Origin of the sequence: Paenibacillus sp. P22 (assembly GCF_000469945.2) — a bacterium.
GTDB classification, from domain to species: Bacteria; Bacillota; Bacilli; order Paenibacillales; family Paenibacillaceae; genus Paenibacillus_O; species Paenibacillus_O humicus.
The window spans coordinates 1-11,915 of record NZ_CBRA020000031.1; the positions used below are offsets into that span (position 1 = coordinate 1).

12 protein-coding genes and 3 pseudogenes are annotated in these 11,915 nt (G+C 54.3%); 9 read left to right on the top strand and 6 right to left on the bottom strand.

What is annotated here, in order from left to right; genetic code table 11:
* On the top strand, positions 1 to 506 hold a 506-nt coding region (locus tag BN871_RS06675), incomplete at its 5' end, for a hypothetical protein (protein WP_048745097.1).
* 59 nt (positions 507 to 565) lie between these two features.
* On the opposite strand, the gene BN871_RS06680 is transcribed toward BN871_RS06675, so the two are convergent.
* Together BN871_RS06680 and BN871_RS06685 are read right to left on the bottom strand one after the other, a co-directional pair.
* On the bottom strand, positions 566 to 1,855 hold the full coding sequence (locus tag BN871_RS06680) for a hypothetical protein (protein ID WP_157060232.1): 1,290 nt from the start codon (positions 1,853 to 1,855) through the stop codon (positions 566 to 568).
* A gap of 293 nt (positions 1,856 to 2,148) precedes the next feature.
* Positions 2,149 to 2,961 carry an AraC family transcriptional regulator gene (locus BN871_RS06685; protein WP_157060233.1) on the bottom strand — a complete coding sequence of 271 codons (813 nt, stop codon included), beginning with the start codon at positions 2,959 to 2,961 and terminating at the stop codon, positions 2,149 to 2,151.
* 226 nt (positions 2,962 to 3,187) lie between these two features.
* Here BN871_RS06685 and BN871_RS27525 point away from each other — a divergent pair, with 226 nt between their 5' ends.
* The 4 genes and pseudogenes from BN871_RS27525 to BN871_RS27530 form a co-directional block, all read left to right on the top strand.
* Positions 3,188 to 3,550, top strand: coding sequence for a hypothetical protein (locus BN871_RS27525; protein WP_053086948.1), 363 nt, complete (start codon positions 3,188 to 3,190; stop codon positions 3,548 to 3,550).
* The gene (locus BN871_RS26640) at positions 3,451 to 3,777 is read left to right on the top strand and encodes a hypothetical protein (protein ID WP_083436290.1); all 327 of its coding nucleotides are present in this window, start codon (positions 3,451 to 3,453) and stop codon (positions 3,775 to 3,777) included. Before BN871_RS27525 ends, BN871_RS26640 begins: the two co-directional genes overlap by 100 nt.
* A 158-nt stretch (positions 3,778 to 3,935) precedes the next feature.
* Positions 3,936 to 5,282: a GH1 family beta-glucosidase gene (locus BN871_RS06695; protein WP_048745100.1), complete on the top strand. Its 1,347-nt coding sequence runs from the start codon at positions 3,936 to 3,938 to the stop codon at positions 5,280 to 5,282.
* Positions 5,283 to 5,768, top strand: a pseudogene (locus BN871_RS27530) (glycosyltransferase); the annotation flags it as partial.
* A gap of 53 nt (positions 5,769 to 5,821) precedes the next feature.
* Here the strand turns inward: BN871_RS27530 and BN871_RS26650 are convergent.
* The 3 genes and pseudogenes from BN871_RS26650 to BN871_RS06710 all read right to left on the bottom strand — a co-directional run.
* Positions 5,822 to 6,202, bottom strand: a pseudogene (locus BN871_RS26650) (MsnO8 family LLM class oxidoreductase); the annotation flags it as partial.
* Between the two features lie 30 nt (positions 6,203 to 6,232).
* A complete protein-coding gene (locus BN871_RS06705) occupies positions 6,233 to 7,198 on the bottom strand; it encodes a TIGR03571 family LLM class oxidoreductase (RefSeq protein ID WP_083436291.1) in 966 nt (321 codons plus the stop codon).
* Between the two features lie 20 nt (positions 7,199 to 7,218).
* The gene (locus BN871_RS06710) at positions 7,219 to 7,542 is read right to left on the bottom strand and encodes a helix-turn-helix transcriptional regulator (RefSeq protein WP_048745102.1); all 324 of its coding nucleotides are present in this window, start codon (positions 7,540 to 7,542) and stop codon (positions 7,219 to 7,221) included.
* 870 nt (positions 7,543 to 8,412) lie between these two features.
* Here BN871_RS06710 and BN871_RS06715 point away from each other — a divergent pair.
* The 3 genes and pseudogenes from BN871_RS06715 to BN871_RS30175 form a co-directional block, all read left to right on the top strand.
* The gene (locus BN871_RS06715) at positions 8,413 to 9,360 is read left to right on the top strand and encodes a YafY family protein (protein ID WP_021877665.1); all 948 of its coding nucleotides are present in this window, start codon (positions 8,413 to 8,415) and stop codon (positions 9,358 to 9,360) included.
* 66 nt (positions 9,361 to 9,426) lie between these two features.
* Positions 9,427 to 10,011 (top strand): DinB family protein, encoded by a 585-nt coding sequence (locus tag BN871_RS06720; protein WP_048745103.1) that lies wholly within the window; start codon positions 9,427 to 9,429, stop codon positions 10,009 to 10,011.
* Positions 10,008 to 10,136, top strand: a pseudogene (locus BN871_RS30175) (EVE domain-containing protein); the annotation flags it as partial. The gene BN871_RS06720 and the pseudogene BN871_RS30175, both read left to right, overlap by 4 nt.
* Positions 10,137 to 10,539: 403 nt before the next feature.
* Here the strand turns inward: BN871_RS30175 and BN871_RS06725 are convergent.
* The gene (locus tag BN871_RS06725; RefSeq protein ID WP_021877668.1) at positions 10,540 to 10,944 is read right to left on the bottom strand and encodes a VOC family protein; all 405 of its coding nucleotides are present in this window, start codon (positions 10,942 to 10,944) and stop codon (positions 10,540 to 10,542) included.
* A 209-nt stretch (positions 10,945 to 11,153) separates the two neighbouring features.
* On the opposite strand from BN871_RS06725, the gene BN871_RS06730 reads away from it, so the two are divergent.
* The gene (locus tag BN871_RS06730; RefSeq protein WP_048745104.1) at positions 11,154 to 11,750 is read left to right on the top strand and encodes a TetR/AcrR family transcriptional regulator; all 597 of its coding nucleotides are present in this window, start codon (positions 11,154 to 11,156) and stop codon (positions 11,748 to 11,750) included.
* Positions 11,751 to 11,915 lie beyond the last annotated feature (165 nt).

Below are 11,915 nucleotides of genomic sequence, written 5' to 3' on the forward strand. Positions count from 1 at the left end.
TTTGGAATCCTAACTCAATGGCTATAGAGGTTAGGAGCGAAGATACCAAGAAGGATGTTCAAGACCGGAGGGGTGTATGGGAAAGCGGAATTTACTTTAAAAATAGTCTGGCGGACTACGGTCGACTTGTAGTTGCTGACATAGATAAAGCGAAAATGGGATTTGATTTCAGACGCTCTCTATTTACAGAGGGCATTATGCAGGCTAAGACGAACCAAGTTGGGACAGGTATTATCTATAACGAGGGCAAATCAGGAGAAATCTATGGCGGCAATAGATGGAACGGACAAGAGAACGATAGTCAGTGGCTAAGCCTTCGAGCAGGAACCGGAGGTATACGCATGGTTTCAAATGATAACACTCATGAAATGATAGCTGTAGATAACAATGGCGGAATCTACTTGAACGGTGATATTTATATAAACGGGAAGAAACTAAACGACTTGATGGAGTTGGATGAACGTGTATCAAAGTTGGAAGAGAAGCTAAATTCATTAACTAAATAAATAAATAGAAAGAACTCTTGATATTTATAGGGGTTCTTTTTTGCTGTCAAGTATATTATTCAATAGTGAATGTTATACCAAAACCGCTGTTTGTTTAAATCGTTACCTTCAGTTTTTCGAGAAGATAGATTCCTACTCATAAGAAAGATTACAAGAGTGAGGGTTAGAAAATTTGCATAGACCAAGACAACCGCGAAATCATGCTCCCAGCCACTTAGGATGCCGTTACTGATAGAGGCGCCGTGCCAGCTTTGATTTCCTGTAAGTTGCTTGCCCTGTTCTGGACCTAGACCTGCCAATTGGTTGCGTCGGAAGCTCATTCCCAATGATATTTCAGCTCCTCCCCGCAGCCACTTCCCCCCAAACCCTCCGTTCAGCACCAGCCAAATGTTGAGCGCCGTCGACATCGTGAACAGCCCGGCCGGAACTCCCCAGCGGATACGTTCCCGCCCAGGCTCCAGCAGGAACGGGATGAGCAGCAGGAACAGCATGGCGGGAACGCCGTAGCGCTCGTGGATTTCCGTCGGGAGCAGGAAGAAGGCCAGATTGACCAAAGCGGCCGCCTTCAGGAGATGAACGGTTTTAAGATCGCGCAAAAGCAGGATATAGGCCGCAACGAACAGGCAGACAACCCCAAGCAGGATGAACCCGAAGGTCTTATAACTGACGCCGCCAAAGAAAATCGTATCGTCGTGGACGGACGGATTCGTAAAGAGATGGTACCAAAGATTGAAAGCGTTCAGCGAAAGCTGGGGATACATATCCGTTGCGCTGAGATACGCCATGCGGACCATGTCGTCCAGCGCGCCTTTCATCGCGAACCAGCCTGCGGTCAAAGCCGACGGGATGGCAAAGCCGGCGATGAAGAGCAATGGACGGCGCCAATCGCGCCGGAGCAGCTGCCGGAGCAGCAGCGCCCCCAGGACGGGGAGGACGACGATGGCTTGGAACTTGCTCAGCAAGGCGACTGCAATGAGGATGCCGGCGGCTAGCGGTTGGGTCAACACGAGCAGCACGGATATTGCCATCAGCGCGCTGTGGAACACGTCGATCTGTCCCCATACCGCTCCGTCCGCGAGCAAGGCGGGATTGAAGGCCAGACAGGCAAGCAGCGTCAGCCGGCGCTTGCAGGTCCAGCGGCGGAACAGCAGCAGCAGCGCTGCCATGGTGCCGAGATCGAACAGAATCGGAAGCATCTTGCTGCTCAGATGGGCGGTCCGGATCTCGATGCCGAGGAAGTCAAGAACATGCCCGTATCCTTCCAGAATGGCGATGAATACCGGGGGATAGTTCTGCATGTCGGAGCTGAGATAGGAGCCGCGCACGCCATGCTGCATGGCGGCTTCCATCCAGCGGATGAAATACATCTGGTCTCCTACATACCCCTGGGTATAGATGCCCAGCAGAACGCGTATGGCAAGCCCGCCGGCAACGAGGGCGGCAACCGCTGCATAGAATTGCCCGGGCCTCAACCCCCCCGATGGAATCCGGGCATTGTTTTTCCTGTCTTTAAACTCGCCGTCCCTCGGCAGGCTGTCGTTCCTCATTTGTCGGCTCTCCTTTCATTATTATTTTATTGCTCCGTCTATCCTGCTTGTACCATGCATGTCCGAGGTCTCTTCTTATGCATTCTGTCAGCAAGTCAATATTCCCGCTTGCGGTAGGTGCCTGGCGATAGGCCATAGCGATCGCGGAATACGCGGTGGAAATAGGTGTAGGTGCCGAAGCCCGATTCGTCCGCGATCTGCTCCAGCGTCAGCTGGCTGTTGTCCATGAGCCTGAGCGCCATAGCGAGACGGACCTGCTGGGCGTACTGCATGATGGAGCAGCCGATCTGCTGCTTGAACAGATGCACGGCGCGGGTTTTGCTGATGCCGGCATGGGCGGCCGCTTCATCCAGAGTGAAGGAGCCGGTGGCATTGGCTTCGACAAAATGTTTGATTTTCAGCGCCTGCAGCGCGGTCGCGCCGCTTTTCGCAGCCGGCGCCTCCGCGATGGCGCGGTCCAGCAGCAGGCAGAGCGCCTGCAGCAGAGCGGCCAGGATGGCCGGACTGCCTCCGTCGAGCCTGCGCCGCTCCAGCATGAGCTGCTGCCAGACGCTGTCGATCTTCCCGTCGTCCGCGATGCGGATCCGGGGAGGACGTTCCCGCATCTGCCACCATTCATCCAGCCAAGATCCGGTGGCCATGAAGTAATAATCCGCACTCGGACCATAGCGGCTGTCGGGGCCGGGAGCCTCTATTTGCAGATCGTAGGCATCTCCGGGACGATACATCAGCAAATCTCCTGGCAATACGGCCGTCATGGATCCGCCGATGAGCGCGCGGGCCTCCCCCTCCGTCTGCAAGCGGAGAAGGTAGGTATCGAGGGTCCGGAACGATTGGCGAAAAGGCTGCAGATGCCTGGAAAAGTCGCACAGCGTCAGCGTAAGGGGAAGAGGATCCAATGCAATCACTGCCTCTCTTATCTAGCATAATCTAAAAACATGAAGCTTGAATGAACGGGATGTTAGCAAATCTTGAACTTCGCAAACTCGCAGCAGCTTGCCCATAAGGATGGGAAATGGAGAGAGCATTGATCCGAACGACCAGATTGTGGAGGTTCATAGCCATATTGTTTCTTCATCCGGAAAGGCCTTTCCTTTTATAATAGAGTCAATTGTACAGGAAGGGAGGAGAGGCATGAGGGAAGGAGCCCAATTGACCCGAAACAATGTAAGCGCATACGCTGCCCTGGAAGCCGGCATGGCAAGGGTGCTGCAGACGGCTGGAGACACGGGAGACAAGCTGCGGGAGAAGACGCTGCTGAAGTTCCGTTCCGACGAGAGCGGCCGCGAGAACCATCATATCTACGACGATGTGGCCTATCAGACGATCGAGGGCTTCGGCGGCGCGCTGACGGAGACGTCTGCCGTTACGATCGCCAAGCAGTCCGGCCAGGGATCATGGACGCGTATTTCGATCCGGAGCATGGAATCGGCTGTACGCTGTGCCGCTCCCCTATTCAGAGCTGCGATTCCTCGCTCGGCAATTACGCCTATGTAACAGACGGTGACGAGGGGCTGGAAAGTTTCAACGTCGGCCGCGACCGCGTGTCGATTCTGCCGCTGATCAAGCGCGCGGCCGGCAAAGCGGGGGGCGGCTTCCGGCTGTTCTCCTCCCCGTGGAGCCCTCCGGCCCTCATGAAGACGAACGGAGAGATGAACCGCGGCGGCCGGCTCAAGCCGGAATACCGCCAGGCATGGGCCGACATGTTCGTGAAGTACGTCTAGGCTTACAAGCAGGAAGGCATCGAGATCTGCAGCGTCTGGATGCCGTGAGCCGGAATGCTGCTGTCCGCCAGCTCGCCGCGATGTCTGACGGCTGTTCCGCTGATTTGGACGGCAAGCTCAACTTTTTTTATTCAATGACTTAATCGGAGGGACTTATAATGGCTAAAATCACTTTCCCCAAAGACTTTGTCTGGGGCACCGCGACAGCTTCCTATCAAATCGAAGGCGCCTGGAACGAGGACGGCCGCGGCATGTCCATCTGGGATACGTTTGCCCGCACGCCCGGGAAGGTCGTGAACGGCGACACGGGAGACGTGGCCTGCGACAGCTACCACCGCTACGAGGAAGACATTGCCCTGCTCAAGAAGCTGGGCGTGACTTCGTACCGCTTCTCCATCGCATGGCCGCGGATCTTCCCGCAGGGCACGGGAGAGGTCAATGAAAAGGGACTGGACTATTACGGCCGCGTCATCGACGGCTTGATCGAAGCCGGCATCGAGCCGGCCGTCACGCTGTACCACTGGGATCTGCCGCAAGCGCTCCAGGACAAGGGCGGCTGGGACAACCGGGAGACGATCGACGCGTTCGTGAAGTACGCCGAGGTTGTGTTCAAGGCTTTCGGCAGCAAAGTAAAGCAGTGGATCACGTTCAACGAAACCTGGTGCATTTCCTTCCTCTCGAACTTTATCGGCGTGCACGCTCCCGGCCACACGGACCTGCAGCTGGCGACGAACGTCGCTCATCACTGCATGGTCGCCCACGGCAAGACGGTTCAGCTGTACCGCAGTCTGGGACTGTCCGGCGAAATCGGAACGACGCATAACCTGAGCTGGTCGGAGCCTTACACGACGAGGCCGGAGGATGTGGAGGCGGCCCGCCGCTCGCGCGCCTGGGGCAACGAGTGGTTCCTGGAGCCGACGTTCAAGGGGACGTACCCGCAGTTCATGGTGGATTGGTTCCGTCGCAAAGGCGTCGAAGTGCCGATCCTTCCCGGAGACATGGAGACGATCGCGCAGCCGATCGACTTCATCGGCGTGAACTTCTACACGGGCGGCTACACCCGCTACAAGGAGAATAACGGGCTGTTCGACAGCGAGGATGTCCAGGTCGGCTTCGATCAGACGCATATCGGCTGGAACGTCTACCCGGAGGCGCTCTATAAGGTGCTGAGCTGGCTCCACGAGGAATACGGCGATACTCCGATCTACATTACGGAGAACGGGGCTTGCTGCGACGACAAGCTGGACGCCGACGGCAGCGTCCATGACGCCGACCGGGTCGACTACTACCGCAAGCATTTCATCCAGTGCCAGCGTCTCATCGACTCCGGCGTGCCGCTTGCGGGCTACTTCGCCTGGTCGCTGCTCGACAACTTCGAATGGGCTGAAGGCTACGCCAAGCGCTTCGGAATTGTATACACGAACTATGTAACACTGGAACGCACGCCGAAAGACAGTTATTATTTTATTCAAAAGGTCATTTCGGAAGGCGGGTTCGAAGTATAAATGAATAGCCAGGTTTCAGCGGCGCATTCGTCGCTGTCTCCGGACAAGGGCGGCAGCGGGGCGGCAGGCTTCGCTGCCGCTCCTGTCCGGGGGACGGTGAGCGTCCATATTGTGACTTACAACAGCGAAGAGGATATCGAGGGCTGCCTGGACTGCGTTCTGGCGCAGTCGTATCCCATCGAGAAGATTATCGTGCTGGACAATGCGTCCAGAGACGGCACGGTGGAGCGGCTGCGCCGCTATGAGGCGGGGCTCGCGCGGGAGCGGGAAAGAGACCTCCGAGCGGACCGGGAGCGGCATGCCGACAGCCAAGAGCAGGGGGATGAAGGCAGCCGATCCGGAAGCGGAACAGCCTTGCTGCCGTCAGGCGGCAACCGCGCGCGGCTCGTCATCATCGAGAGCGCGGTCAATACCGGCTTTGCCGGCGGCCAGAATCGCGCGCTCGCGGAGGCGGGCAGCGATTACGCGCTCGTCCTCAATCCGGATGTCAGGCTGCATCCGGACTATGTGCGCGGGCTGGCGGAGCGGCTGGACCAGCATACCCGCTGCCGCAATACATTTGCGGTATATGGGTCGGTGCCGGGTGCCCGCCCCAATCCAAGGTCGATCCGGCCGGGGAAGAAGGTTTCCAATGTTCCAAATTGCTCCGCCACGGAAAGAGGGGAATAATGGGAAAGCAGCATTGCGCCTGACCCAATACGCATTTTTTCCGTGACAGAGGCTACTCGTCCAATGACAATCGGGGATGCTGAGCTCGCCATTCCTGCCCAGTTATGATGTTCAGCAAGCCAAAACCGTTTATATCCCCATTGTTCTGTTTTCTTTGCGAGATCAAGCGTGTTTTGAAGGGAAAGCTCGGCTGATCCTCCCTCGACAATTGGGGAGGGATCGAGTACGGAAAGGTCTATTTTCTTTGTCATACATTTTTCTCCTTCTATACAATCAACTTCTTAAAGCTGGCCGGTACCTTTATGGGTTGGAAAGTAGGGTAAAACAAATTCTCCAAGCTCCTGAATGACTTCCTCTGGAGGGCGTTTGGAAAAATAAAGAACAAACGCCAAATGGTTGACGCCAATCGTTTGAAACTGATGAAGCAGATCGACCAAACGGTTTCTTCCCACGGAATAGCCTAAAGGTATGGGAACAGGCATTTCATCGGGATTTTCCGATAAATCGATGAATAAGCTTTGAGAGAAGGGTTTAAACTCTCCTGGAGCATAACCATCAGTTAAAGCACGATAATCCTGGATAAGCTGAGCCTGTTCATTCATGCTGCGCGGGTATTGAAGCCACCCATCCCCATTCCTGGCAATCCAATTGATGGACTGATTGCTGAATCCCGTCACCATGGTCGGAATCGAAGATACAGGCTTTGGGATTAACCTCATATCTGTACCATCGATCAGCCCGGCGCGGCTGTGGATTGTCGGCTGATCCTCTTTCAACAGCCGGTCGAGAATTTCGAAATTTTCTTTAAATAACGGACCGCTTTCCTGCTTAGATATCCCTAAAGCGGTAAAGTCTTTTTCCCTGTCCCCTGAGGCCACTCCCATAATCAATCGACCTGGGAACAATTGATCGATCGATGCCGCTTCCTTGGCTACCCTGACGGGGTGGCGCAAAGGGAGAACCACACTTCCTGTCACTAACGCAATGTGCTTCGTATATGCAGCAAGATAGGTCAAATAAATCCATAAATCGTACTTTTGGCCGTTATCATCAATATTCAAATTCTGTATCGTAATATCGCGGAGCCATAATGAAGCAAAGCCATATTCCTCCATTTTACGGGCAAGCTCCAGCTGATTCTCCATAATCGGATTTTTAGACATCCTGGCAGTCGGGAGGATAAATCCGAGTGTCATTTTGCCTTTCCGGTACATGCTGTTATAGGCGCGATGATGTTGAAAACTCACCCTTGGTCCTCCTTAAAAGGTCATATTTTCAAGCCTATATACTTTTCAAACTGTTTGATGGTTTCCTCATTGCGTCGATAATAAGTCCATTGTCCGATTCGTTTCATTTCCACCAGACCGCTTTGCAACAGGATAGATAAATACTGGGAGGTGGTGGACTGAGACAGTCCTACTTTGCTGTGAATATCACTCACACAAACCCCGCCATCAAAGCCTTTTTCTTTGATAACATGGGCCTGAGTGGAAAAATGATGATCAGGTTCTTTCAACATTTGCAGAATATTTACTCTTATTTGATTGGACAGAGCCTTGAAAATTTCAACTGCCTGTTCGTCAGTTATCATCGTTGATTCCCGATTCAACGGCGCCCTCCCCTTTCTGAGCTTATTGAAATCCATTTTGATTGGAATGAGTAAGGACTAATCGAACAAAAGGATATTGATAATTCTCGATATATAAATATTACTTTACTTTTTACCCAAAATCAATTGGTATGCTTTTAACAGGGGTGGAAATCGTTGGTCCAGCAATGGATTGAATCTCATGCCCACGTATTTATTGCTATTCAACTTGTTCTTTATTGGAAATATCGGTGGTAACCTGGAACACCTTGATTCCATACGACTTCCCTAAAAATTCTGAAGGCTCGCCAAATCGGCAGCGCGAAGATTCAGCCTTCTTTCGCAAGCGTAATGGAAGCGGCTTAAAGGTTGATACCGTACTTGCTAGGTCATGAACTTGGCAATCTGATAAGATTGAATCAAGGTAAAACGTATAAAAAAGGATCTAGGAATATGATTAGGAGAGGAAGGGAACGGCTATTGAGCGAATTCAAAAACAGGAGTAAGGTTCTAACCTTGGTTGCGATTTTGGCGCTGGCGAGCTCAATATGTCTTCTTTATTTTAAAATCAAGAGTGATGATGAAGGCTCTCCCTCCAGGAACAAATTAACCACGCATTCCAGGGTCAATTATATCGGGTGAGCGAATGCTTCGGAGTTGAGTTAGACGATTCCGCAAATACCCGGTGTATAGCTGCTGTCGCCGCTGCTTCTTCTATACCGGATTCCATTACGACATTTAAAAACAGCGAAGTATAACGTATGGCTTCACCATGAATCAGGTTTATCAGGCTATGTTAATTCCAAAAAATCGCTTGGGTAGTTCGGAATGCATTGAAGTCATTTTGAAGCTTCAGAAAAGGAAGAGGATGATGTGAACAAAACCGAACGGATGTTGGCCATCGTCATTGAGCTGCAGCGGAAAGGCGTGCTGCGAGCCGAGGATTTGGCTGCCAAGTTCGAGACGAGCATCCGCACGATTTACCGTGACGTTCAAGCGCTAAGCGAAGCGGGCGTTCCGGTGGCGGGTGCGCCGGGGGTAGGCTACTCCTTGATGGAGGGCTACTTTCTCCCACCTGTCGGCTTCACGGCGGAGGAAGCGGTGGCGCTGCTCATCGGGGCGGATTTCGTCCGAATAAGGCTGGACGCCGAGTACGGCGCGAAGGCCCGCAGTTCGCAGGAGAAGATCGAGGCGATTTTACCGGAGAACGTACGCGAAGAGACCGAGCGGATCCGATCGGCGATTCGGCTGCTGAACGAAAGAGAGGGGAAAACGCGCGGGCAGGAAAAAGAGACGTTCGAACAGTTGCGCCAAGCGATTCTGGGGAAGCGCAGGGTTCGTTTCCGCTACTCCAAAAACTTGCCGGATTCGGACGGATATCGTCATGGCGAGCGAACGGTTGATCCTTACGGGCTCGTATTTTCCCAAGGGGTGTGGATGCTTGTTGCGTTCTGCGGGCTGAGGCACGCCATCCGGCACTTTCGGCTGTCTCGCATGAACGAGCTTGCCTTACTGGAAGATTCGTTCCTGCTCGTTCCGGGTTTTCGCTTTCAGGATCACCGGCCTATAGATGATCGGAATGTGACCGTCCACATGTTGGTCGACGAGGCCATTGCGGACCGGGTTCAGGAATCGGACAATTTCTATATGGAGTCGTTCGAGCCGGGGGAAGAAGGCTGGCAGGCGACGTTCCGCGTCCGGCGGGTGGAGGATCTCCTTCAATGGACGCTCGGATGGGGGGCCGCGGTGCGTGTGCTGGAGCCGGAATCGCTGCGGAAACGGGTACGCGAGGAAATCAAAAAAATGCTTGAACGCTACTGACAAACTGCTGTCAGTAGCGTTTTTGTATGCTGGATTCAGCTTAAGCAAAAGGAGCTGGGTCCGGCAATGGATACGAAAGAAACGTTGCATAAATTCGAGGAGACGGTCCGTGGATATATTCGAGAGCTGGATGGCTCCAATTTTGATCAGCTGCTTTGGAAGCCGGCGGAGGACGAATGGTCGCTTGGTCAGATGTACATGCATTTAATTCGTTCCGCGCAGTTGATGCAGTTGAGGAACGCCGCATTGTGCCTTGAACCGGGCGGCAGTCCGGAAATCTCCCAGGCGGGAAAGACGAAGCCGGGTGAGGAGCTGTTCAAGACGGGGAGCTTCCCGCCGGATCGGATCCGAGTTCCCCCGTCCCCTCAATACACGCCGCCGCAACCGGAAAGCAAGGAACAACTTGTCGACGGATTGCGGGATACGGTACGTCGGATGGTCGAGATTGAAGCGAAAATTGCGTCGGAGTTTGATCCGGTTACCCAAGCGCGATTAGAACCGGGTAAGGAAATTGTTCGAAATACGGTTCTCCATCCGCGATTAGGGGGATTGAACGCGCTGGAATGGTTCAGACTGATCGAGATGCACTATCGCCATCATTTGCTCCAGAAGATGCGTCTGGACGACGCTTGGAAGCAGGCGCATGGGTGAGACCTGGGCCGGCAAGCGGAACGCCCTCTTATTGGATAGGCGTCGTCTCGGCGTCGCATGTGCAGCGGGGGGGTAGTGGCGGCTTCGCCCAGATGTGCCACGGAAAATCCTTGCCTTACCGCCGGAACATCGAATATATTCCCTGCCGGGAGGCGAGAATCGAATGTCAACGAGATCAGGAAGATTTTGTAACCGATAGAGAAACTCTTGACGGGAATTCATCTGGAAGATTTGAAAATCGTTCGTCCAATTATTGCCTCAAGGCAATTTGCTATTGCTGCGGCTCATTAAGCTGAACACGGCGAAATTTAGATTCTGTTCCTGGCGCGGAATGAGGACCTAATTGAACGGAAAGCAGCGTGCTGCCAACATGGGCCGTGCCTTCTTCGACGCCGATGTCGCAATCATGATGACCGCCGGTGACCCCGGCTCATCACGACATCAGCGTCTGGTTGCATCACGTTCCGCGGCAAGCAGAAGAGTTCCAGGGCCTATTCCATTGGGACGCTTGCGTAGGAGCGCTGTCCGTCAAGGCCTGCCGCTGAACCGCTGGAGCGCTTCCTCCGTAACGGGGGCGAATAGGTTGACGAGGTTGCCGTCGGGGTCGCGAAGCAGAGCAGAGCGGTTCCCCCATGGCATTGTGGTCGGTGCCTGCACCCACTCGTCGACAAGCGGCTTCAAGCGCGCGCACTCGGCATCGACGTCGTGGACGCGAAACTCGATGATGACGGTGTGGTTGTCGGCCGCGCGCGCGGAACCGGCGCCGAACAGCGGTACCGTCTGGGAGTGGCCGATCGCCAGCGTACACGATGGCAGAACGAACTCAGCAAAGACAGGCGCGGGGCGCATCGCCGAAATTCCTGTGACTTTCTCATAGAACGCGACAAGCCGATCCAAGTCGTCGGTAATGATGCGTACAGAAGCCAAATTCATGAGAAATCAACCTTTCCTAATGGAATGTAACGCTACGATACGGTATCGTATCATATTGATCTGAAAAATACAAGTGAACGGCAAAATCGTCTCTGGGCGCTGGCGCGGTCACAGTCCCGGCGGCAAGGATGCCGCCATGGTATAATGGGAAGAATCGGTTCTGTTAAGGCAACGAATCTCTGTTTAAGTCCATTTATGTTGGAGGGAAGATGGTGACAACGTCCAAGAAGTCTGAACGAGTGCCGTCGGCCAAGGTGAATGGACGCGTCGAGCGTTCGCGCCATACCGTCCTGACCACTGCGTTTGAACTGCTCAGCGAAGGCGGTGTGGCCAGCTTCACCGTCGACGAGGTGTCGCGTCGTTCCGGGGTCGCGAAGACGACCATCTACCGCCACTGGCCGACGCGGGAAGCCCTGGTGATCGACGCCTGTTCACGGATGATTGCCGAGCAGGAAGCACCCGACACCGGCACGCTCGAAGGCGACGTCACAGCTATCCTGGAGGAAATCGCGCACCTGCTGCCGACGGCGAACTGGTCCTTTGTCCTGCCGTCAATCGTCGACACCGCCGAGCGTAATCCGGAGTTCGCGGAAATCCACAGTCGGATTCAACGCGGACACGCTGCACCCCTGCGAGAAGTTCTGCAGCGCGCGGTAGACAGGGGCGAGCTGTCGGCCGATGCCGACATGTCAACGATCGTCGCGGCCCTGCTGGGGCCGCTCTTCTACCGCCGCTGGTTCTCGCGCGAACCGATCGACGTCCCGTTCGTAAAGGCGATCATCAAGCGCGTACTCGCTTCACTATAGGACGAGACGCCTATCGCTGCTTGGCCCGCCATCGATGGCGGACCAACGAATATCTGGTTTGAGCGCCCACATGCTTCGGCATCCCGGCGCAACGCGATCGAGTCCTCGAAAAAAGGACCTCAGTCTCCACGTTACAGTGGAAGTTGAGGTCCTTTTTGGTGAAAA